The sequence below is a fragment of the Streptomyces sp. NPDC056948 genome (assembly GCF_042674225.1).
Taxonomy (GTDB): Bacteria; Actinomycetota; Actinomycetes; order Streptomycetales; family Streptomycetaceae; genus Streptomyces; species Streptomyces purpurascens.
Genome location: NZ_JBHUQX010000105.1, coordinates 1 through 23,527, shown reverse-complemented (window position 1 = coordinate 23,527; position 23,527 = coordinate 1). Strand labels below are relative to the sequence as shown.

Annotated in this window: 14 protein-coding genes; 4 read left to right on the top strand and 10 right to left on the bottom strand. The window is 70.8% G+C overall.

Going from position 1 to position 23,527, the window contains the following annotated elements; genetic code table 11:
- Nucleotides 1–34: 34 nt before the first annotated feature.
- From ACFTZL_RS15985 to ACFTZL_RS15975, 3 genes are all read right to left on the bottom strand, one after another.
- The gene (locus tag ACFTZL_RS15985; RefSeq protein WP_382582195.1) at nt 35–1,327 is read right to left on the bottom strand and encodes a M50 family metallopeptidase; all 1,293 of its coding nucleotides are present in this window, start codon (nt 1,325–1,327) and stop codon (nt 35–37) included.
- Nucleotides 1,328–1,335: 8 nt separating this feature from the next.
- On the bottom strand, nt 1,336–2,592 hold the full coding sequence (gene dxr / locus ACFTZL_RS15980; RefSeq protein WP_382582192.1) for a 1-deoxy-D-xylulose-5-phosphate reductoisomerase: 1,257 nt from the start codon (nt 2,590–2,592) through the stop codon (nt 1,336–1,338).
- A gap of 94 nt (nt 2,593–2,686) precedes the next feature.
- Nucleotides 2,687–4,627 carry an acyl-CoA dehydrogenase family protein gene (locus ACFTZL_RS15975; protein ID WP_382582189.1) on the bottom strand — a complete coding sequence of 647 codons (1,941 nt, stop codon included), beginning with the start codon at nt 4,625–4,627 and terminating at the stop codon, nt 2,687–2,689.
- 334 nt (nt 4,628–4,961) lie between these two features.
- On the opposite strand from ACFTZL_RS15975, the gene ACFTZL_RS15970 reads away from it, so the two are divergent.
- From ACFTZL_RS15970 to ACFTZL_RS15960, 3 genes are all read left to right on the top strand, one after another.
- Nucleotides 4,962–5,975: a LacI family DNA-binding transcriptional regulator gene (locus tag ACFTZL_RS15970; protein ID WP_382582186.1), complete on the top strand. Its 1,014-nt coding sequence runs from the start codon at nt 4,962–4,964 to the stop codon at nt 5,973–5,975.
- A gap of 71 nt (nt 5,976–6,046) precedes the next feature.
- Nucleotides 6,047–8,089: a TIM-barrel domain-containing protein gene (locus tag ACFTZL_RS15965; RefSeq protein ID WP_382582183.1), complete on the top strand. Its 2,043-nt coding sequence runs from the start codon at nt 6,047–6,049 to the stop codon at nt 8,087–8,089.
- 110 nt (nt 8,090–8,199) lie between these two features.
- A complete protein-coding gene (locus tag ACFTZL_RS15960) occupies nt 8,200–9,387 on the top strand; it encodes a sulfotransferase family protein (protein WP_382582181.1) in 1,188 nt (395 codons plus the stop codon).
- Between the two features lie 32 nt (nt 9,388–9,419).
- On the opposite strand, the gene ACFTZL_RS15955 is transcribed toward ACFTZL_RS15960, so the two are convergent.
- The 7 genes from ACFTZL_RS15955 to ACFTZL_RS15925 form a co-directional block, all read right to left on the bottom strand.
- Entirely contained in the window at nt 9,420–10,133 is a 714-nt protein-coding gene (locus ACFTZL_RS15955; protein WP_382582178.1) for a hypothetical protein, read from the bottom strand.
- A gap of 34 nt (nt 10,134–10,167) precedes the next feature.
- A complete protein-coding gene (locus ACFTZL_RS15950) occupies nt 10,168–12,357 on the bottom strand; it encodes a glycoside hydrolase N-terminal domain-containing protein (protein WP_382582175.1) in 2,190 nt (729 codons plus the stop codon).
- On the bottom strand, nt 12,354–14,333 hold the full coding sequence (locus ACFTZL_RS15945; protein ID WP_382582172.1) for a beta-galactosidase: 1,980 nt from the start codon (nt 14,331–14,333) through the stop codon (nt 12,354–12,356). Before ACFTZL_RS15945 ends, ACFTZL_RS15950 begins: the two co-directional genes overlap by 4 nt.
- Complete coding sequence (locus tag ACFTZL_RS15940; protein ID WP_382582169.1) at nt 14,333–16,534, bottom strand: 1,4-beta-glucanase; 2,202 nt, start codon at nt 16,532–16,534, stop codon at nt 14,333–14,335. The genes ACFTZL_RS15945 and ACFTZL_RS15940 overlap by 1 nt, the downstream gene beginning before the upstream one ends.
- A gap of 77 nt (nt 16,535–16,611) precedes the next feature.
- Nucleotides 16,612–17,550, bottom strand: a complete 939-nt coding sequence (locus ACFTZL_RS15935; RefSeq protein ID WP_382582167.1) for a carbohydrate ABC transporter permease — start codon at nt 17,548–17,550, stop codon at nt 16,612–16,614.
- A gap of 8 nt (nt 17,551–17,558) precedes the next feature.
- Nucleotides 17,559–18,596: an ABC transporter permease gene (locus ACFTZL_RS15930; protein ID WP_382582164.1), complete on the bottom strand. Its 1,038-nt coding sequence runs from the start codon at nt 18,594–18,596 to the stop codon at nt 17,559–17,561.
- Between the two features lie 26 nt (nt 18,597–18,622).
- Nucleotides 18,623–20,305, bottom strand: coding sequence for a Tat pathway signal sequence domain protein (locus ACFTZL_RS15925; protein WP_382582161.1), 1,683 nt, complete (start codon nt 20,303–20,305; stop codon nt 18,623–18,625).
- 371 nt (nt 20,306–20,676) lie between these two features.
- Here ACFTZL_RS15925 and ACFTZL_RS15920 point away from each other — a divergent pair, with 371 nt between their 5' ends.
- Entirely contained in the window at nt 20,677–23,514 is a 2,838-nt protein-coding gene (locus tag ACFTZL_RS15920) for a glycoside hydrolase family 3 C-terminal domain-containing protein (protein WP_382582158.1), read from the top strand.
- Nucleotides 23,515–23,527: the final 13 nt, after the last annotated feature.

Below are 23,527 nucleotides of genomic sequence, written 5' to 3'. Positions count from 1 at the left end.
GAAGAGTGCCGGGCCGCCACGGAACCGCGTATGACTAGGAGATTCTCACCGGGTTAACGACGTCCGCGATCAGGACCAGGATCGTGAAGCAGACAAAGATCCCGGCGACCACGTAGGCGACCGGCATGAGCTTCGCCACGTCGAAGGGGCCCGGGTCCGGCCGGCGCAGCACCTTGGCGGTGTTGCGGCGCAGCGACTCCCAGAGCGCGCCCGCGACATGGCCGCCGTCGAGCGGCAGCAGCGGGAGCATGTTGAACAGGAACAGGGAGAGGTTGAAGCCGGCGACCAGCATGAGGGCCATGGCCAGTTGCTGGGTCGGCGGGATGTCCAGGGTGAAGATCTCGCCGCCGACGCGGGCCGCGCCGACCACGCCCATCGGGGAGTCGGCCTCACGGGGCGCGCCGTCGAAGGCCGCGTTCCACAGCGCCGGGATCTTGCCGGGGAGGGCGGCCAGGGAGTCGACGGCGTCGCCCATCCGGTCTCCCATCCAGCTCACGGACTCGCCGAAGTCCTGCTTGACCACGCCGGTGGCCGCGCTGAAGCCGAGGAAACCGGCCTGGACGTACTGGCCCTCGACGATCTGGCCGCTCGAGTCCTTCTTGGCGACCTGGTTGGTGGCGATCTTCGCCTGCAGGGTGACGTCCTGGCCCTTGCGGTCGACGACGATCGGCACCTCCTTGCCGGGGGTGGCGCGGATGAGGTCGGACAGCTTGTTCCAGTCGTCGGTGCGCACGCCGTTGAAGGAGACGATCTTGTCGCCCGCCTTCAGGCCGGCGGCGGCGGCCGGGCTGGCCGGGTCGCCCTTCTCGCACTTGTCGCGGTTCTCGCTCTGGGCGATGACGCACTGGGAGACGGAGCTGACGGTGTTCGTCTGCTGGGTGATGCCGAAGCCCATCAGGATGGCGAGGAACAGCGCCACCGCGAGGACCAGGTTCATGAAGGGGCCCGCGAACATCACGATCACGCGCTTCCAGGGCTTGCGCGTGTAGAACAGGCGGTTCTCGTCGCCCGGCCTGAGCTCCTCGTAGGCGGCGGTGCGGGCGTCCTCGATCATGCCGCGCCAGGGGGAGGTGGAGCGCGCCGTCAGCCGGCCGTCGGGGCCGGGCGGGAACATGCCGATCATGCGGATGTAGCCGCCGAACGGGATGGCCTTGATCCCGTACTCGGTCTCGCCCTTCTTGCGCGACCAGATCGTCGGGCCGAAGCCGACCATGTACTGCGGCACGCGGATGCCGAACAGCTTGGCGGTGGACAGGTGCCCCAGCTCGTGCCACGCGATCGAGAACAGCAGGCCGACCACGAACAGAACTATGCCGAGGATGAACATCAGGGTCGTCATGCACGGGCCTCCGCCGTCTGTGCCGCCAGTTCCCGGGCCCGGGTCCGCGCCCAGGTCTCCGCTTCGAGGACGTCCGACACCGTGAGCGAGGTTCCCGTATGCGGGGTGCCGTGCTCCTCGACGACCCGGGTGACGGTCTCCATGATGCCGTTGAAGGGCAGCGCGCCCTGGCGGAACGCCTCCACGCACTCCTCGTTGGCCGCATTGAACACCGCGGGGGCGGTGCCCGCGAGCTCGCCGACGTGCCGGGCGAGGTTCACCGAGGGGAAGGCCTCGTTGTCGAGCGGGAAGAACTCCCAGGTCGAGGCCTTGCTCCAGTCGAAGGTGGGGGCCGCGTCGGGGACGCGCTCGGGCCAGCCGATGCCGATGGCGATGGGCCCGCGCATGTCGGGCGGGGTCGCCTGGGCCAGTGTCGATCCATCCGTGAACTCAACCATCGAGTGGACATACGACTGCGGATGCACGACGACCTCAATGCGGTCGAAGGGAATGTCGTAGAGGAGGTGTGCCTCGATGACCTCCAGGCCCTTGTTGACGAGGGTCGCGGAGTTGATCGTGATGACCGGGCCCATCGCCCAGGTGGGGTGTGCGAGGGCGTCCGCGACGGTGACGTTCGCCAGCTCCTGCTTCGTGCGGCCGCGGAAAGGGCCTCCGGAGGCCGTGACGACCAGCTTGCGGACGTCGGCGCGGGTGCCGGCGGCCAGGGCCTGGAAGAGGGCCGCGTGCTCGGAGTCGACCGGGATGATCTGGCCGGGCTTGGCGAGGCCCTTGACCAGCGGACCGCCCACGATGAGCGACTCCTTGTTGGCGAGCGCGAGGGTGCGGCCCGCCTCCAGGGCGGCCAGGGTCGGGGCGAGGCCGATGGAGCCGGTGATGCCGTTCAGGACGGTGTGGCAGTCGGATGCCGCCAGGCGCGTGGCCGCGTCCGGGCCTGCGAGGATCTCGGGGAGCGGCTCGCCCGTGCCGTACTGCGCGGAGAGCGCCTCGCGCAGGGCCGGTACGACGTCCTCGCGGGCGACCGCGACCGTGGGCACCCGCAGCCGGTACGCCTGCTCGGCGAGAAGGGCGACCCGGCCGCCGTTGGCGGACAGGCCGGTGACCCGGAAGCGGTCGGGGTTGCGCAGCACGAGGTCGATGGCCTGCGTGCCGATGGACCCGGTGGAGCCGAGGATCACCACGTCCTTCGGGCCGTCGCCCGCTACGGGGTCGTAGACGAGGTGCGGGTCGGCGAGTGGGGCTGGACTGTCGCTCATTCCTCCATTGTTGCCGCAAGCGTCGTGGGTGAGGACAGCGCATCCCCTTCGCGGGGGCGCGTGCCGGTGCGGCACACGCCCCCTTGGGGGTCGGTCAGCGGATCGGCCGGTGGAGGTTCTCCCGCTGGGAGGCTCCCGGGGTCGCGTCCGCGATCCAGGGGCCGTCGCCCGACGGGTCGACGATGCCCTGCTCCAGCCACGCGTACGTGCCGGACAGCACGCCCTTGACGACCTTGCGGTCGAGGTCGTCGGTGTTGGTCCACAGGCGGTTGAAGAGCTCCTCGACGCGGATTCTGGCCTGGCGGCAGAAGACGTCGGCGAGCTGGTAGGCCTCACGGCCGTTCTCGCCCTGGTTGCGCAGGAGTTCGGCGCGTACGCAGGCCGCGCTCATGGCGAACAGTTCGGCGCCGATGTCGACGATCCGGCCGAGGAAGCCCTGCTTGGACTCCATCCGGCCCTGCCAGCGGGACATGGCGTAGAAGGTGGAACGGGCGAGTTTGCGGGACGTGCGCTCGACGTAGCGCAGGTGCCCGGAGAGGTCGACGCCGTGCTTGAAATCGCCGTAGGACGTGGGGAGCTGGCCCGGGCCCGCGACGAGCTTGGGGAGCCACTTGGCGTAGAAGGCGCCCGCGTTCGCGCCGGCCTTCGCCTTGTCGCCCAGGGACTTCTCCGGGTCGATGAGGTCGCCGGCGACCGTGAGGTGGGCGTCGACGGCCTCGCGGGCGATCAGCAGGTGCATGATCTCCGTGGAGCCCTCGAAGATGCGGTTGATGCGCAGGTCGCGCAGGAGCTGTTCGGCGGGGACGCCGCGCTCGCCGCGGGCCCGGAGGGACTCGGCCGTCTCGAAGCCGCGTCCGCCGCGGATCTGGACGAGTTCGTCGGCCATCGTCCAGGCCATCTCGGAGGCGTACAGCTTGGCGAGGGCGCCTTCGATGCGGATGTCGTTGCGGTCCTCGTCGGCCATCTGCGAGGCCAGGTCCGTCACGGCCTCCAGGGCGAAGGTGGTGGCCGCGATGAAGGAGATCTTGGAGCCGACCGCCTCGTGGTGCGCGACGGGCTTGCCCCACTGCTCGCGGACCGCCGACCACTCGCGGGCGATCTTCAGGCACCACTTGCCGGCCGCGACACAGGAGGCGGGCAGGGAGAGCCGCCCGGTGTTCAGCGTGGTCAGGGCGATCTTCAGGCCCTGGCCCTCCTCGCCGACGCGGTTGGCGGCGGGGACACGGACCTGGTGGAAGCGGGTGACGCCGTTCTCGATGCCGCGCAGGCCCATGAAGGCGTTGCGGTTCTCCACGGTGACGCCCGGCGAGTTCGTCTCCACGACGAAGGCGGTGATGCCGCCCCTGTGGCCCTCGCTCCTCGGCACCCGGGCCATGACGACCAGCAGGTCGGCGACGACGCCGTTGGTGGTCCACAGCTTCACGCCGTCGAGGACGTAGTCGTCGCCGTCGGGCACCGCGGTGGTGGCGAGGCGGGCCGGGTCGGAGCCGACGTCGGGTTCGGTGAGCAGGAAGGCGCTGATGTCGGTGCGGGCGCAGCGCGGCAGGAAGCGCTCGCGCTGCTCCTGGGTGCCGAACAGCTTCAGGGGCTGGGGCACGCCGATCGACTGGTGCGCGGAGAGCAGCACGCCGATCGCGGGGCTGGCGGAGCCGGCCAGCGAGAGGGCCTTGTTGTAGTACACCTGCGTGAGGCCCAGCCCGCCGTACTTGGTGTCGATCTTCATGCCGAAGGCGCCGAGCTCCTTCAGGCCGTCGATCACCTCGTCGGGGATCCTGGCGTCGCGTTCGATGACGGCGGCGTCGACCTTCGTCTCGACGAAGTCGCGGAGCTTGGCGAGGAACTCCTCGCCGCGCTGGGCCGCCTCCTCGCCGGGGAGCGGGTGGGGGTGGATGAGGTCGAGCCGGAAGCGGCCGAGGAACAGCTCCTTGGCGAAGCTGGGCTTGCGCCAGTGCTGTTCCCGGGCGGCCTCCGCCACCTCACGGGCCTCCCGCTCGGTGACGGCGGGACGGGAAGGGGGAGTGGTGGAAGCGGACATGAGGGGCACCTCGCCGCAACTAGGTTTATTGAGGACTGTACGTTACCGACCAGTGCTACTGGATCGTTGGTACCCGAAACCGGACGCTCCCACCAGTCCTCGCGCGTCCGTTCAGCCGAAGGGAACGGAGCGCGCCCGGCACTTGTCGCCCGCCCGGGGACGGTGTTGCATCGAGGTGCCTCCCAGGAGGCCGACCCCTCCCGGGAAATCGGTATCGAAGCGCTTCGACAACCTATGGACACGTACTCCTGCTGGAGCTACTGTCGAACCACCCTCACCCGCCCATATAAGCAACGCGCATTGTCGAAGCGCTTCACAAAGCTTGGAGAGCTGGATGGTCACCCTCGCCGAGGTCGCCCAGCACGCCGGAGTCTCGGCGAGCACGGTGAGCTATGTCCTCAGCGGCAAGCGGTCCATCTCCGTCAGCACCCGGCAGCGGGTCGAGCGGAGCATCCGCGAGCTCGGGTACCACCCGAACGCCGGGGCCCGCGCCCTGGCCAGCAGCAAGTCGAACATCATCGCGCTGATGATCCCGCTGCGCACGGACATGTACGTGCCCGTGATGATGGAGATCGCCATCGCGGTGGCGACCTCCGCCCGCACGCACGGGTACGACGTGCTGCTGCTCACCGGCGAGGAGGGCCCCGACGCGGTGCGCCGCGTCGCCGGGAGCGGGCTCGCCGACGGAATGATCCTGATGGACGTCGAGCTCGACGACGAACGGCTGCCGTTGCTGCGCGCGACCGACCAGCCGTCCGTGCTCATCGGGCTGCCCGCCGACACCTCCGGTCTGACCTGCGTCGATCTGGACTTCCGGGCGACGGGCGCGCTGTGTGTGGAGCACCTGGCGAAGCAGGGGCACCACGACATCGCCGTCATCGGCGAGGCCCCGGCCGTCTACGAGCGGCACACCGGCTTCGCCGAGCGCACCCTCGACGGGCTGCGGACCCGCGCCCGGGAGCTGGGGGTGCGGCTGCTGCACCGGCCGTGCGAGGGCGGGTACGACGCGATGGCCGTGACCCTGGCCCGGATCCTCGACGAGCGCCCGGACACCTCCGGGATCATCGTGCAGAACGAGTCGGCGGTCGAGCCGCTGCTCGCGCTGCTGCGGCAGCAGGGCCGGGCCGTGCCGGAAGACGTGTCGGTGGTCGCGATCTGCCCCGACCAGGTCGCGACGCAGGCCTCCGTGCGGCTCACCTCGGTCGCCATCCCCGCGCAGGAGATGGGCCGGCACGCGGTGGAACACCTGGTCGCCAAGCTCGAGGGGCGCGGCAGCGACGAGGTCGTGCTGATCGCGCCCGAGCTGACGGTACGGACGAGCACGGGGCCGGCGCCGACCCGGCCGTAGTCACTCCCAGCCATCGAACAGCGCCCCTTCCAGGGCACCCCCATGTCTGCTTCCGCACAGGAGCCCGCCACGTGAATCAGCCTGCTGAAACCCAGCCCCAGGTGAGCCTGGCGCAGTCCTCCCCCACCGTCGGCGTGTTCCGCGAGCGGGACGGCGCACTGGAGTGGAGCGGCCGCCAGGAGACCGTACGGATCGAGCCGTGGGGCCCGGACGCGGTCCGGGTGCGTGCCCGGCTCGGCGGGCCGGTCCTCGAGGGGCTCCCGGGCGCCCTGCTCGACGGGGCCCCCGCGACACCGTCCACGGTGAAGATCGAGGACGGCCGGGGACAGCTCACCGTCGGCGCGCTCACCGTCGAGGTGAACGCCGAGGGCCTGGTCCGCTTCCTGCGGACGGAGGACTCCGCCGAGCTGCTCGCCGAGGACCGCGCCCACTTCTGGTGGCCCGGCTCCCGCCTCTACACGGCCGTCGGCAACGGCCACCACCGTCTGGAGCAGCGCTTCGCCGCCTACGACGACGAGAAGCTGTTCGGTCTCGGCCAGCACCAGCACGGGCGCCTCGACCAGAAGGGCCTGGTGCTGGACCTGGTCCAGCGCAACGCCGAGGTCGGCATCCCGGTGCTGACCTCCAGCCGGGGCTACACGCTGCTGTGGAACAACCCGGCGATCGGCCGCGTGGAGCTGGCGCACAACGGCACCCGGTGGGTCGCCGACTCGGCCCGGCAGATCGACTACTGGATCACCGCGGGCGACCCGTCCGGCGCGCAGAGCCGCTACAGCGCGGTGACCGGCCGGACGCCGATGCTGCCGGAGTGGGCGGCGGGCTTCTGGCAGTGCAAGCTGCGCTACCGCACCCAGGACGAACTCATGGCGGTGGCGAGGGAGTACAAGCGGCGCGGTCTGCCCGTCTCCGCGATCGTCTGTGACTTCTTCCACTGGACGCATCTCGGGGAGTGGAAGTTCGACCCGAAGGAGTGGCCCGACCCGGGGGCGATGGTGCGCGAGCTGGACGAGCTCGGCATCAAGCTCGTGGTGAGCGTCTGGCCGTCGGTGTCGCCGCTGAGCGAGAACCACCCGGTCATGGAGCAGCGCGGGTACTTCATCGGCACCCAGTACGGCCCGATGGCGCACGCCGACTGGCCCGACAAGGAGGTCGCCTCCACGGTCCAGGTGGCCTTCTACGACGCCACCAACCCGGACGCCCGGGAGTTCGTGTGGTCGAAGGTGAAGGAGAACTACCTCGACCCGTACGGCATCACGGCGTTCTGGCTGGACGCCTGCGAGCCGGAGCTGAAGCCGGGCTTCCAGGAGAACCTGCGCTACTGGGCGGGCCCGGGCCTGGAGGTCGGCAACGCCTACCCGGCCGAGAACGCCCGGACCTTCTACGAGGGCCTGCTCGCGACCGGCGAGGAGGAGATCGTCACCCTCAACCGCTCGGCGTGGGCGGGCAGTCAGCGCTACGGCGCCGCCCTGTGGTCGGGTGACATCGGCACCGACTTCCCGACCCTGCGCCGCCAGATCGCGGCCGGCCTCAACACGGCCCTGTCGGGCATCCCGTGGTGGAACACCGACATCGGCGGCTTCCACGGCGGCGACCCGGACGACCCGGCGTACCGGGAGGTGATGGTCCGCTGGTTCCAGTTCGGCGCGCTGTCCCCGCTGATGCGCCTGCACGGCTTCCGCGACCCGGGCATGCCGCTGGGCCCGGAGATGACGGGCGGCCCGAACGAGGTGTGGTCGTACGGCGAGGAGGCCGGGGCCGTCCTGGAGAAGTATCTGCGGCTGCGTGAGCGTCTGAAGCCGTATGTGCTGGACGTGATGCGCGCGGCCCATGAGGAGGGCCTGCCGGTGATGCGGCCGCTGTTCCTGGAGTTCCCGGACGACCAGGCCACCTGGTCGGTGGACGACTCCTACCTCTTCGGCCCGGATCTGCTGGTCGCCCCGGTGCTGACCGCAGGCGCGACCGCCCGTACGGCGTATCTGCCGGCGGGGGCCGCATGGACGGACGCGTGGACGGGCGATACGTACGAGGGCGGTCGGGCCGTGACGGTCGACGCCCCGCTGGACCGCATCCCGCTCTTTCTGCGGGACGGGGCACGGCTGCCTGTAGCGGAGTAGCCGTGTCGCGAGGGGTGGCCGGATCGATGGAGGTCTTCCGGCCACCCCTTCGTGACTGTTCGGCCAACTTCCATCCATCGCAGAACAGTTGGAGGGGCTAGGTTCTCTGCGTGTCCTCGTCTCCGCTCGCCCTCACCCTCGCCAACCTGCTGCTGCGGCCGGGCTTCGGATCCCGCCGTGACCCCGGCCGGATCTTCGACCGCATCGTGGTGGAGGCCGGGGAGGCGCCGGACGACCGGGAGTTCGTCGACGACTTCCGGGCGCTGCTGGGGTGGTGGGCGAAGGCCGGGAACCTCACTCCGGTCGGCTGGCAGTCCGCGCAGGCGCACGTCAGACGGCACCTGGCCAATCGCGCCCGGGTGCGGCGGCTGATCGCCGAGCATCCCGGGATCGAGCGGGAGCCGATCGAGAAGCCGGTGTTCGTCGTGGGGCTGCCGCGCACCGCCACCACCGTCACGCACTCCGTGCTGTCGATCTCGGACGGGCACCGCTGCCCCCTGCTGTGGGAACTGCTCGCGCCGGACCTGGAGCTGCCGCCCGGGCGGCGGCGGAAGGCGATCACCGCCGGGCGCCGGATGGTGCGGGGCACAGACCTCTTCGCGCCGCGCTTCCGCGACATCCACGCGATGGCGGCCGAGGGCCCCGAGGAGTGCACCTTCGCCCTGCCGCACGCCCTGATGCCGTTCTCCCAGGCCCGTATCCCCGAGTACCAGGCCTGGCACTGCGCGCGGGACTTCACCGCCGACTACCGGTATCTCAAGCAGGTCTACCAGGTGCTCCAGTACGGCCGTCCGCGGCGGCGCTGGATGCTGAAGTCCCCCATGCACCTGGAGAACCTGGACGCGCTGCGTACCGTCTTCCCCGACGCCACGATCGTGTGGTGCCACCGCGACCCGGTCACCGTCGTGGCGTCCTTCTGCTCGCTGATCGAGCACGGCATGGCCGTCAGCTCCCGCCCGATCGACCCGGCCGGCATCGGCGCCACCTGGCTGGAGCTGCTGAGCCGCGCCATGACACGCGGTCTCGCGGCCCGGGCCGCCGTCCCACCGGAGCAGTTGGTGGACGCCCCGTACTCCTGGCTCGGCGCGGATCCCGCGACCGGCGCCCCGAAGCTGCACGCCGCCGTCGGCGCCCCCTGGACCGAGGCCGACGCGGCCCGTCTCCCCGCGGCCGTCGCCCGCCCCGAGGGCACCCGCCGCCACACCTACGACCTGTCCCGCTACGGCCTGACCCGCGCCGAGGTCGAGTCGGCCTTCGCGGACTACAACGCGCTGCGGGCCGAGGTCGACCGCGCCTGACGGCACGGCCGGCCCCGGCCCCGGGTACGGCGTCAGCTGCTGCTGACGGTCATGCTGTTGGTGCGGAAGTCCAGGCCACCGGACGACGAGGTGATCTCGTAGCCGAACTGGACGTCACCGATGGTCTCGTTGCCCATCCAGCCCTTGGTGTCCTTGATCCACTTCAGGATCGGCAGGATGTTCACGGTGCCGGAGCTGGAGTTGGAGGTGCGGATGAACGAGAACACCTCGTTGGCGCCGTTGGTGCCCTTGAAGACGTTCCAGGAGTGGCCGCCGAGGCTGACGCTGCCCTGCGAGGTGCCGATCGGGCCGACGGCTCCGGTCTTGTTGACCCAGAGCATGATCTCGTAGTCGTGGTCCGTGTCCCAGATGTCGTACGACGTGTTGTACGCGCCGGACGACGGGACGCTGACGTTGTAGCTGCTGGAGAGCGAACCCAGCGAGGTGATGGACTTGTTGATCGCCTTCGTCTGGTTCGGGTAGGACTTGATGCCGCCGGTGTTGGGGTGGTTGGCGTTGACACCCCAGTTGGTGCCGGAGTTGGCCCAGATGCACTGGGCACCGGCGCCGCCGCCCCAGATGTTGTTGTAGAGCGTGTAGCCGTTCAGGCTCGTGTTGCCCCACTGGTCGCAGGAGTTCCAGACGGCGGCCGAGGCGGGCGCGGAGGCGAGGGCTATGGTCGCGCCGAGCGCCAGGGCCGGGGCGAGCAGGGCCTTGGTGACCCTGCTCAAGGTGCGTGATGCCATGGTGTCCCTTCCATGGGTGGGGGGATGGGGGGAACTACCGCGCCCTCAGGGTGAGGACGTGGTCTTCTCCGGCGACCAGGTGGAGGGATTCTGTGCCGGTGGAAGTCCGCAGTTCGACGCGGTGGGTGCGGCCCGGCCTGATCACGGCGGAGACGCCGTCCCGGGTCCAGGTGAGGTCGAGTTCGGCCCCGAAGCGGGTGCGCACACCGCGCAGTGCGCCGCTGGGGCAGGCCGCCGGAAGCGCGGGCAGCAGGACCAGCCGGTCCGGGGTCGACTGCACGAGCATCTCGATCAGCACGGCGGGCAGGGTGTGCGCGGCGTCCGCGTTGTAGACGTCCCGCTTCGGGTAGTGGGCGCTCATCAGCGAGGCGTGGAAGAAGTCGCCGTCGAGGACCTGGCCGAGGGCGTGGGCGACGCGTGCGCCGTCCCTGAGCCGGGCCGCGATGAGGGCGTGATGCAGATGGCCGTGCGCGGAGTCGTTCTCGGCGCCGCGCAGTTCCAGGGCCCGGTGGGCGGCCGTGGCGAGTTCGGGGCTGTCGTAGGGGGTGATCTCGTCGAGCGGCCAGACGCCGTAGAGGTGGCTGAGGTGGCGGTGGTCGTAGGAGTCCTCCAGGCCCGGCCAGGCCCATTCGGCCAGCGCCCCGTCCGCGTTGATCCGGTGCGGTGGGAGCCGGTCGGCGAGGGCGTGCCAGCGGTCGGCGTCGGGGCCGGGGTGGTAGGAGGCGGCCGTGCGCAGGGCGTGGCGGGCCGCCGAGAGGTCCATGGCCGCGTTGAGGGTGCCCCAGCTCGCGTTGGCGGGGCGGTTCTCGGGCGAGTAGGACGGGACGACGACGAGATGGCCGTGCTCGTCCGTGCGGGTGAGGAAGTCCTCGTAGAACAGGGCGACTTCGGCGAGTGCGGCGGCGGTGCGCGGGTCGCGGGTGCCCCGGGTCTCGTCGTGGTCGACGAGCGGCTTGAGCAGCCAGTCGGCGCCGGCGGTCCACAGGTGCAGGGGGTACTCGCGGTCGAAGTGGTACGAGTGGCCCGACTCGCCGTCGGTGTGGCCGGGGGCGACGACGCCCCGGGTGCCGAAGATCGCGCGGGCGTTGTCGCGCCAGTCGGGGAGCTGCCGCCGGACCAGGGACGCGTGCGCCTCGGTGACCTCGGGGAGGGCGGCGGCAGCGGCGGAGGCGGTCTGGAGGTTGAGGTTGGCGTCGTTGGTGAAGGCGCCCGACCAGGCGGTGTTCCAGTCGCCGGTCCACAGTCCGGTCAGGCGGGGCGGGAAGAGGCCACTGGCGGACAGCAGGTGGTAGCGGCCGGCCGCGAAGAGGCGCTCCAGCAGGGCGGTGCTGCGTGGCCGTCTCAGCAACTCGGAGCCCGGGAGGGCCCGTTCGGCGGGGTCGGCGGCCAGGTCGAGGGTGACACGCTCGTAGGCGGTGCGGTGGAGGGCGACGTGGCGGTCGAGGAGTTCGTCGTACTCCAGGGGCAGATCGCGCAGGGCGCGGCCCTGTGCGACCGCGTCCGATTCGCCGGTGTGCCGGTGCACCCGGGTGAGGAGCAGCACGGAGCGGGCGCCCTCGATGTGCACGCCGGGGGGCAGGAGGGTCGTCGTGCCGCCCGTGACGGCGACCAGGGTGACGCCGGTGCAGGCCAGGTCGCTGTCCGGGTAGCGGGCGCGCAGGCTCAGCAGGGCGCCCTCGGGGGTGAGGACGGCTCCATGGCCGATGCCCAGTCCGGCGGGGGCGCCGTGCAGCCGGTGGTCCAGGTCGAGGTCGAGGGTGAGGCCGGGTCCGGTGACCTGCTGGACGATCACGTCGTCGGCGCGAGAGACGAAGACACGGCTCGTCCAGCCGGCGCAGGAGGCCCGCACCACGCCCGTCGTGAAGTCGACGTCGCGGCGGTAGTCGCGCCGGGCACCGGACGGCCGGCGCAGTCTGACCTGGAAGGCGGGGTGGAAGGGCTGCACCCACTGGTGCGGGCGGCCGTCGGTGAAGCTCTCGGCGGCGGTCGCGTCGCCCGCCAGGAGGCGGTCCTGGAGCGCGGGGAGGTCCCCGGCGAGCCGCGGGGGCCTGGGGTCCCTGCCGTTGGGGCGCACCAGGGTGTGGTGCGTGACGACGACCCGTTCGATGTCCGGGTCACCGAACACAAGAGCGCCGTGGTGGCCGTTGCCGCTCAGGAAACCGTCCTCCCAGCGGCCGGCCGGGTGCGGCTCCCACGTGCCGTGGACGGGGGTGGCGGCGGTCATGGCCGGAGCACCGCCGCCTCGTAGCGGCCGAGGGTGACCCGGTCGGTGACGGCCGTGCCCGTCAGCAGGTCGTGGTGGGTGCCGGGGACTTCAACGGTCACCGGCTCGCGGCCGTGGTTGAGCAGGAACAGCAGCTCTCCCCGGCGCACGGCCTCGACCTGCCCGGGAAGACCGTCGAGCACGGGCCGGACGCCCGCGCCGTCGGCGATCCGGGCCAGCAGGTCGCGCAGCGCCTCCGGCTCCGGGAGGGTGGAGAGGTACCAGGCGCGGTCCTTGCGCAGGACGGCGGGCATGCCGTCCAGTTCGCCGCCCTTGTAGCGGGCCGTGTGGTCGGGGTCGGCGGGCTCGATCTCCTCGGACCACAGCGTGCCCCGGAAGCCCTCGCAGGCGACGGTCTCGTCCGCGTCCAGCGGCCACCACTCGTGCAGGGTGCGGATGCCGAACAGCTCCCGCAGCCGGGCGTCCATGCCGCCGGGGCGCACCCGGTCGTCCTCGTCCGCGACGCCGGTCAGGAAACCGCAGACGAGGGTGCCGCCGCCACGGGCGTAGGCGAGGAGGTTGTCGATCGCCGCGTCGGTGAGCGCGTAGAGCTGGGGCACGACGACCATCGAGTACGGCGTCAGATCGTGCTCGGGGTGGGCGAAGTCGGTGGTGAGGTGCGCCTGCCAGAGAGCCCGGTGCCAGGCGCGCAGCACGTCCGGGTAGTCGACCCGGGTGGACAGGCGGCCGTCCTGGGCGCCGGCCCACCAGGCGTTCCAGTCGTGCAGGACCGCGATGTCGGCGGTGATGTGCCGGCCGGTCACCTCGGGGGCGATCCTCGCCAGGTCCGCCCCGAGCCGCTTGACCTCCTGGTACGTGCGGCCCTCCGCCCCGGCGTGGCTGACCATGCCGGAGTGGAACTTCTCGGCGCCCTGCCGGGACTGCCGCCACTGGAAGTAGCAGACGGCGTCGGCGCCCCGGGCCACGGCCTGCAGAGACCACAGCCGGTTGAGGCCGCGCGGCTTGGGGTGGTTCACCCCGCGCCAGTTGACCGGTCCGGCCGCCTGTTCCATGAGCATCCAGGGCCCGCGTGCCTGGGAGCGGGTCATGTCCTGGACGAGGGCGCCGTTCTGGGCGCCGAGCGGATCACGCGGGTCGGGGTAGAGGTCGACGGAGACGACGTCCTCCTCCCCCGCCCAGCGCCAGGCGTCCTGGCCGAACCACAGCGGCATGAAGTTGCTGGTGACCGGCAGGTGCGGGGTGTGGCGCCGGACGATGTCCCGCTCGGCGACGTAACACTCCAGGAGCATGTCGGAGGTGAAGCGCCGGAAGTCCAGGACCTGGCCGGGGTTGCGCATGTAGTGGGGCAGACGGGGCGGCAGGATGCCGTCCCAGGTGTCGTAGCCCTGGCTCCAGAAGGCGGTGCCCCAGGCCTCGTTGAGGGCGTCGAGCGTGCCGTACCTCTCGCGCAGCCACCGCCGGAAGGAGGCGGCGGCCTGGTCGCCGTAGTCGAAGGTGCAGTACTCGTTGTTGATGTGCCACATCGTCAGGGCCGGGTGGCCGCCGTAGCGGGCGGCCAGGTCCTCGGTGACGGCGGCGGCGTAGCGCCGGTAGGTGGCGCTGGAGTGCGAGAAGTGCTGACGGCCGCCCCACCACTCGGTGCGGCCGTCCTCGGTGACGGGCAGGGTGTCGGGGTGCAGCCGGCCCATCCAGGGCGGTGGCGAGGAGGTGGGGGTGGCGAGGACGACCCCGATGCCGCCCTCGTGCATGAGGTCCATCAGCGTGTCCAGCCAGCCGAACTCCCGTGCCCCGGGCTCCGGTTCCAGCTTCGACCACGAGAACACCCCGAGGGTGACCGAGTTGACGCCGGCGTCCTTCATCAGCCGGACGTCCTCGTGCCAGGTCTCCTCCGGCCACTGCTCCGGGTTGTAGTCGCCGCCGAAGAGGAGCCGGCCCCGGGTGGCATCGCTCAGGCCGGGCCTGTTCCGCTCGGGCATCAGGCGGGCTCCCCGTACTGCACGCCGCGACCGTTGGTGGCGATGTAGACCCGGCCGTACACGCGCGGGTCGCCGGTGATGCCGGCGCCGATCCAGCCCCACTGGTGCCGGTCGTCGTTGATCCGCGTCCAGGTCTTCGCCTCGTCGTCGGAGCGGTACACGGCGGTGATGCTCTCGGTGGAGCCGACCATGTAGATCGCCGGGTAGGAGGCGCCCTCGGCGGCCTTGCCGAAGCCGAGGGTGTACGAGGCCCAGCAGCTTCCGACCTTGGTGAAGCCGGCGCCGCCGTCGGTGGAGCGGTACAGCCCGTTCCACTTCAGGCTCAGCCAGAGGTCGCCCGAGCGGCCCGGGGCCGCGGCAAGCCGGAACTCGGTGTCGCCCGAGTTCAGGCCGGTGGCCCGTGCGGTGAAGGTCCTGCCGCTGTCGCTGCTGGCGAAGAGCGTCCCCGTGGTGGTGTCGAAGGCGTAGAAACGCGTCGCGTCGGCCGGGTCCGCGACCGGGACGGCACCCTTCGGGAAGGAAGCGACCTCGGACCAGGTGACGCCGTTGTCCGCCGAGCGGAATCCCGGATCGGCCGCGCCGAAGGACCACAGCAGCACGCTGCCGTCGGCGCTGGTGGCGATCGGCCCCGGCGCGGACTTGGCCATGGCCGGCTGAGCCTTGAAGGGTGCCCAGGTCTTGCCGCCGTCGTTCGAGTAGGCACCGTTGCCGTTGTCTCCCCACCCGGCCCGCACGACGTACGACGGCTTGGCCGCGGCCAGCGCGAGTCCCGTCGCCGTGCCGAACACCGGGTTCGACGCCATGCCGCGGGAAGGGGAGGCGCCGAGCCGCTCGTGGTACATCACGCCGACGTCCCCGGACCCGCTGATCAGGTGTGCTTCTCCGGCCGGAGGGGAGATCAACTGGCGTATGGACGCCTCCTCCAGGCCGCGGATCTGCGGCGCCCAGTGCTTGAGGTCGCGGGTGCCGTAGAGGGTCGCGCCGGTGCCGTAGACGACGTGCTCGGAGTCGAACGGGTCGACGCCGACGGCCTGGATCCACCACCCGAACTTGGGCTTGTCGGCGCCCCACTTGAGGTACGGCGTCTCGGACACATCCAGGACGGCTTTGTCCTTCAGGGACTTCCAGGTGCGGCCGCCGTCGGTGGTCCGGTACAGGGTGTCGACCAGCGCCCAGCGGTTGTTGGTGGAGACGACGACGGTGCCGGGCCGGCGGGCGTCGACGGCGACACCGCCGTACGCGAAGGAGTCGGTCCCCCCGTCACCGGTCGCCCCGCCGGGCTTCACCGGCGTGACCTCGGTCCACTTCCCGTCCGTCGTCCGCAGCTTGTGCACGCTGCCGTCGGACTGGCCGTTGGGACCGGGGGCGTTGGCGTACGTCACGTACAGCTCGCGCGTGTGCCGGTCGTACGCGGCCCGGATCGGCACCTTGGCAGCGGTGCCGGCCGGCTGCTTCGGGACGGTCTCCCAGGTCGTGCCGTCGGACGTGCGGTAGAGGCCGGGCTTGCCGGACGTGCCGTCGGAGTCGCCCCAGCCGGCGTAGAGGGTGCGGCCGGCCGCGACCAGGAGCGTGACGCCCTGGCCGGTGGCGCTGGGCGTGGCAGGGAAGCTCACGGCCTTCCAGGTGGCGCCCCGGTCGGTCGACTTGAGCAGTCCGTCGTGCCGGGTGCCGAGCCACAGGGTGTCGCTGTCCCTCGGGTCCACGAGCAGCCGCTCCCCGCACCCACGCCCGTCCTCGTTGCCCCCGAGCTTCACGGTCAGGTCGGTGCGCTTCCAGGTGGCCCCACGGTCCTCGGACCGCAGCACGGCCCCGTTGCCGGCCCAGGACTGCGCGTACGTACCGAGAGCGAGGTACAGCCGGTTCGGGTGGGCCGGGTCGACGGCCATGGCCTCCACACCGAGCAGGTTCCAGTCGTCCCAGCCGATGTGATCCGTCAGCGGGACCCACCGGTCGGTCCGGTCGTCCCAGCGGTAGGCACCACCGATGTCGGTACGGGCGTAGGCGAGCCCGCGGACGGAGGGGTGGAACAGCACGCCGGTGACGAATCCGGTGCCGCCCATGACGGCGTTCCGCCACCGGTATCCCCCGGCCGCCGGGGCGGCGGCCTGCGCACGTCCCTGGACCATCGGAAGGGCGGCGACGGCAGCGGTGGCAGCGGTCCCGGCCAGCACGGACCGTCTGCTGAGGTTAAACGTGCTCATGACATACCTCGGTTCTTGCGGCACAGGGGGGAGTTAAGGCACCCAGGGGCGCGGGGAACTGCGCGAAACAAGGGGCATCACCCCTTGACGGCCCCCGTGAGCATGCCCTTCTTGAAATGCTTCTGGACGAACGGCGAAATCACAGCCACCGGCAGCAACGCCATCACCATCACGGCCATCTGGATCGCCAGCCCGGAAATCTGCCCGGTCTTGATCGCCTGACTCACCCCCACCGGCGCCTCCTGCTTCTGCACCAGCTGAATCATGACGTTCTGCAACGGCATCATGTCCTGGTTGCTCAGATAGATCGACGCGTTGAACCAGGCACTCCAGTAACCGACCGCGTAGAACAACGTGATCACCGCGATGACGGCCCGGGAAAGCGGCATCACGATCTGCCAGAGAATCCGCCAGTCCCCCGCCCCGTCGATCCGCGCACTGTCGACGAGTTCCGGCGAGATCCCCATGAAGAACCCGCGCAGCACCAGGATGTTGAAGACACTGACCGCACTCGGCAGGATCAGCGCGAGATACGTGTCGGTCAGCCCGAGCGACTGCACCAGCAGATAGGTCGGAATGAGCCCGGCCCCGAAGAACATCGTCGCGAGCAGCGTCATCAGCAGCCAGCGATGCCCGAGCGAACCGCTGCGGGACAGGCCGTAGGCGGCCAGCACCGACACCGTCATGGAGAACACCGTGCCGACCAGCGTGACGCACACGCTGACGATCGCGGCCCGGGTCACCTGCCCGCCGCTCAGCAGCTCCTGGTAGGCGATGAAGGTGATGTCCTTCGGGATCATCACCAGTCCGCCGGCCTCGGTGATGGTCTGCTTCGAGGAGAGGCTGGTGACGATGACGATCCACAGCGGGAACAGGATGGCGAGGCAGGCCCCGGCCAGGACGATGCCCTTGCCCGCGATCCCGGCCTTGCCCGGCTCGTCGTCCCAGACGGGCCTCGGCGGAGCCTCCCACCAGCGGGGTTCACGCGCCGCCTCCTCGACGGCGGCCTTGTCCATGACGGTGGTCACTTCTTGTACACCCCCTGCTCGCCCATGAAGTGGGCCACCTTGTTCGCGGCGAGGACGAGCGCCACGCTCACCAGGCCCTTGACGAGGCCCGCGGCTGCCGCGTAGCTGAAGTCCTGGTTGCGGACGCCGTTCCACCACACATAGGTGTCGAGGACTTCCGACGCGCCCGGTCCCACCGCGTCGCGTTGCAGCAGGATCTGTTCGAAGCCGACGGTGAGCGCGTCACCGACCCGCAGCACCAGCAGCAGGGCGATCACGGGCCGCAGCGCGGGCAGCGTGACGTGCCACATGCGGCGCCAGCGCCCGGCCCCGTCCATGGCCGCCGCCTCGTAGAGGTCGGGGCTCACGGAGGCGAGCGCGGCGAGGAAGACGATGATGCCCCAGCCCGCGTCCTTCCAGACGCCCTCCGCCGTCACCAGGAACTTGAAGATCCCCGGGTCGGTCATGAGGTCGAAGCCCTCGTAGCCGTGCTCGCGCAGGGTCTGCGCGATGATGCCCGCCCCGCCGAAGATCTGCTGGAAGACGGTGATGACCAGTACCCAGGAGAAGAAGTGCGGCAGGTAGAGGATCGCCTGCGACACCGCCCGGATCCGGGGCCTGATCACGCTGTTGATGAGCAGCGCGAGCACGATCGGGATCGGGAAGAACAGCACGAGCTGGAGGACGAACAGCACGAGCGTGTTCTGCACGGCGTCCCAGAACGCCGAGTCCGCGAAGATCCGCTCGAACTGCTCCAGGCCCACCCAGGGGCTCTCCAGCATCGCGACGAAGCCGTTGTCGCTGACGTACGGGTCGTACTCCTGGAAGGCGACGGCGTTGCCCAGGATCGGTATGTAGTTGAAGACCAGGACCAGCGCGATGGCGGGCAGGGTCATCAGGATCAGCGTGCGGTCGCGGCGCAGCCGCAGCCGGAGGCTCAGTTTGCCGGAGGGTTTCTTCCCCGGCCGCCCCCCGGTGGGGATGTCCGTCCCCCGGGGAGATTCCTCACTCGTCTTCGCCTCGGCCCTGCTGCGAGGCACCGTGCTGTGGGACACGGTCTACTCCTTGCCTCAGCGCCTGGTCACTGCGCGGAACCGTTGGTGTCGTGCAGCTTCTGGTACCAGTCCCGCAGCTTGTCGCCGCCCTGCTTCTTCCATTCGGCGACGGCCTGCTGCACGTCGCTGATCTTCTTGCGGCCGCGGACGACGTCGTCCTCCAACTGCTCGAAGTCGTTGGAGAGGTTGGTGTAGCGGACGGGCTCGGTGATCTGCATGCCCCAGAAGGTGGACTTCTTGGTGAAGCCGCCCATCCGCTGCTGCCACTCCACCTGCTCCTTCGCGATGTCCGGGAAGTCCGGGTGCGCGATGGTCGGGGCGGGGCTCGCGAGCATCACGTAGGCGTTCGCGACCTCCTGGTTGCCCTTGTCGTTCTTGGTGGGCACCCCGTCCTTGACGGTGTAGTGCGTGCCCTCCACCCCGTAGTTGGTGAGCATGTACTCCTTGGTGCCGTACGGGGCGGCGGTGACGTTCGCGGCGGCCAGGATGTCCTCGACGACGGACTTGGACGCCTTCTTGTTGACGAAGGCGAAGATGCCGGCGGGCGAGCCGGCCCACAGGGTGGGGTCGCCGCCGTCGGCACCGAAGATGTCCATGCCGGAGATGCGGAAGTCGGTCTTCTGGCCCGCCTGCTCGGCCATCTTGCCCCACCAGTCCGTGATGTTGTTGTTGTAGATCAGCACCTGGCCGGAGGCGAAACGGTCACCCGCGGTGCCCTGCACCGCCTTGGCGTCGGGGTGGACGAAGCCCCCCGCGTACAGCTTGCGCGTCCACTCCAGGGCTTCGAGGTACTCCTCGGTCTCGACGCGGTAGACCAGCTTGCCGTCCGTCAGGTTCCAGCCGAGCGGCTTCTCGCTGCCGGAGAGCACACCGAAGAAGTTGAAGGCGGACCACTTCATGTCGTCGCAGGCCCACACCTTGGCCTTGGGCCGGGAGATCTCCTTGGCGAGCGCGAGGAACTCGTCGGGGGACGTGGGGAGGTCCCAGCCCTCCTTGTCGAAGACGTCCTTGCGGTAGAAGGGCACGATGCCGACGACGGAGGGGGCCGGCTGGGGCAGGCCGCGCAGCTTGCCGCCGAAGATGGAGTACTGCCAGGCGCCGCTGGGGATGGCGGCGAGGTTCGGGTACTTCTTGACCGCGTCCCCGGACAGGTACGTACCGAGGTCGGCGAACTTGCTGATGATGGCGCTGGGTATCTTGCCGCCCATGTTCCAGCTCGGGATGACCACGACGTCCGGCACGTCGCTGGAGGCGAGGACCGCGCCGAGCTTCTCGTCGTAGGTCATGCCGTCCTGGTTCTGCCAGGTGATGTCGACGCCGATCAGATCGTTCATCGCCTTGTAGTAGGGGTTGTCGCCCTTCGGCGGGGTGCCCCAGAACGGCGACATGATCTTGATGGAACTGCCCTTGCCGAGCTTCTTCGGCACCGAGGACTTGAGGTCGGCCAAGGCGAGCTTGCTCGTGAAGCCCATGGCCGAGCCGTTCTTGGACGGGATGTCCGGCGTCACCACATTGCTGGCGACGTACGCCGGCAGCAGCTTCTTCGCCGTCTTCCCCGACGTGGTGCCGTCCCGCGAGCCACTGTCCGAACCGCCGCACGCGGCGAGCAACGGCATCCCGCCGGCCACGGCGGCGGTGGCGACCGCCGTGGAGGCGAGGAAGGATCTCCGGCTCGGTCCGGAGGAGGCGGAGGCGGCGTTCGGCGTCATTGCGTCAACCCTTCATGGCACACCAGGACACCCGGCGGAGGGCCGTCGGCTGCGGTGTCTCGAGTGGAACTGGCTGAGCCGAAGCGATACTCCGACGAGTGACGAGGAATGCGCACCACCGGGTGGCGGACTTCACAGTCGAAGCGCTTCGATGTTGCTGCGAGATTAAGTGAACACCCAGGGGTGCACAAGGGGCGATTCCAAGATTCTCCCGAGGTGTGCACGATCGCTACCTGACGCAAATGGCGCTTGGAATGGCGCCGCAGGGTCGGAGTTGTTGCGCCGAGGTGTCTTGACACCCACCCCCACGTCGAATCAGCATCGAAGCGCTTCGAAAGCGTCTCGCCGCTCCATCGCAAAGGGAATCCCACGTGACCGCACACACGCCGCCCACGCCGCCGTTCCGCGATCCGCGCCTGCCGTTCGCGAAGCGGATCGACGACCTCCTGTCGCGGCTCACACGGGAGGAGAAGACCGCCTTCCTGCACCAGTTCGCGCCCGCCGTCGAGCGGCTCGGCATCGCCGCCTTCCGCACCGGCCAGGAGGCCCTGCACGGCGTGGCGTGGATGGGTCCGGCGACGGTGTTCCCGCAGGCGGTCGGCCTCGGCGCCACCTGGAACCCGGAGCTGGTGCGGCGGGTCGGCGACGCGGTGTCCAAGGAGGTCCGCGCGATGCGCGCCAAGGACGAGCGCATCGGGCTCAACGTCTGGGCCCCGACGGTCAACCTGCTGCGCCACCCCCTGTGGGGACGCAACGAGGAGGGCTACTCGGAGGACCCGAAGCTCACCTCGGCGATCGCCACCGCCTACACGCACGGCCTGCGCGGCGACCACCCCACCTACTGGCGCACGGCGCCCGTGCTGAAGCACTGGCTCGCCCACAACAACGAGACGGACCGGTCGACGACGTCGAGCTCGGTGCGCCCGCGCGTGCTGCACGAGTACGACCTGAGGGCGTTCCGCGAGACCGTCGAGGCCGGTGCGGTGGCCGGGGTGATGCCCGCGTACAACCTGGTCAACGGCCGCCCCAACCACGTCTCCCCGTACCTCGGCGAGCAGCTGCGGGCCTGGACCGACGAGGAGCTGCTGGTCTGCTCGGACGCGGGCGCGCCGAGCAATCTGGTCGACTCCGAGCACTACTTCGACACCCACGAGGAGGCCACCGCCGCCTCCCTCGTGGCGGGCGTCGACAGCTTCACCGACCACGGCACGGACTCCTCGCCGATGACCGCGCGGCTGCGCGGCGCCCTGGAGCGCGGTCTGCTGACCGAGGCCGACCTCGACAGGGCCGTCCGCCGCCAGCTCTCGGTCCGCTTCCGCCTCGGCGAGTTCGACCCGGAGTACGACCCGCACGACGCCACCAGCGAGTTCGACTCCCCGGGGCACCGTGCCCTCGCCCGGGAGGCGGCCGAGCAGGCGGTCGTGCTGCTGAAGAACGACGGGGTGCTGCCGCTCGCCCCGGACACCCGTGTCGCCGTGGTCGGTCTGCTCGCCGACGAGTGCAAGCTCGACTGGTACAGCGGCACGCTCCTGCACCGCTCGACCCCGCTGGAGGGCCTGTACGAGCGGTTCGGCGCGGAGCGGGTGGAGTTCGCGGAGGGCGTGGACCGGGTCCGGCTGAAGACCTCCGCGGGCGCGTTCCTGCACGTGCAGGTGGCGGAGGACGCCGCCGACGAGGTGCGCGGCGCCGAGGGAGCGCTCGACCCGGCGCTGCTCGCGGGCCGCACGGACCTGCCCCCGCTCGCCACCGACGCGGCCGGCACCGAGCTGGCGCTGGTCGACTGGGGCGAGGGCGTGCTGACGCTGCGCGCGCCCGACGGCCGCTACCTCTCGGTCGCCGAGGACGGCCGGGTCCGCGCCTCCGCCGACCAGCCGGGCGGCTGGGTCGTCCAGGAGACGTTCCGCCTGGAACCGCACGAGAACGGGCACCTCCTGAAGCACCTGGGGTCGGGTCGCCACGTGTGTGTCTCCGCCGACGGCGTGAAGGTTGCCGAGGAAGATCCCGAGGTGTTCGAGCTGGTCTTCGCCGAGCGCGGCGAGGACGCGGTGAAGCGGGCCGCCGCGGAGGCCGATGTGGTCGTGGTGGTCGCGGGCAACGACCCGCACATCAACGGCCGTGAGACGGAGGACCGTACGACCCTGCGTCTGCCGGAGCACCAGGAGCGGCTGCTGCGGGCCGCCCGCGCGGCGAACCCGGCGACCGTGCTGGCGCTGGTCTCCGCCTACCCGTACGCCCTCGACCCGGCCACCCTCCCGGCCGTGCTGTGGACGGCGCACGGCGGCCAGGCGGCCGGCACCGCCCTGGCCCGTGTGCTGGCGGGCGACGTCTCCCCGGCCGGCCGGCTGCCGCAGACCTGGTACGCCGACGACGCCGATCTGCCCGGCCTCCTCGACTACGACGTGATCGGCGCCCGCCAGACGTATCTGTACTTCGAGGGCACGCCCCTGTTCCCGTTCGGGCACGGCCTGTCGTACACGTCGTTCGCGTACGACGGCCTGACGACCCGGGTCGAGGACGGCACGCTGCACGTCTCGTTCTCGGTCACGAACACCGGTGACGTCACGGCCGACGAGGTCGCCCAGCTCTACACGCGGGCCGTCGACCCGTCCGTGCCGCGTCCGCGCCGCGAGCTGCTGGACCACCGCCGCGTCACCCTCGCCCCCGGCGCGACGGCCGAACTGGCCTTCGCGGTCCCGCTGTCCGCCTTCGCGTTCTGGGACGTCGCCCAGGATCGCCGGCGCGTGGAGCCGGGCGCGTACGAGTTGCTGGCCGGGGCCTCCAGCGAGGACGTCCGGCTGCGGACGACCGTCACGCTGGAGGGCGAGCCCACCCTGCCGCGCGCGGTCCTGGCGGGCGGACTGGCCGCGGCCGGTTTCGACGAGCAGAGCGGCATCGAGATCGTCGACCGGACGAAGGTGTCGGGCGACGCGGTGACGCCGGCGGGCGGAGTCACGGGTGAACTGGTCTATCGCGACTGCGACTTCGGCCGCGGCGTCACCGAGGTGACGGTGGAGGTGGCCGGCGAGGGCACGGTCGAAGTGTCCGTCGACGGCGGTCCGGTCCTCGCGGTGCTGTCACCCGCCGGACCGGCATCGGGCCCGTACGACTACGTCTCCCTCGGCGCGCCCGTCGCCGCCGCGGGCGTGCACGACGTCCGCCTCAGGCTGCGCGGCCCACTGCGGCTCGCGCACGTCGGCTTCTCCGGTTGAGGGTCCGGAGCAG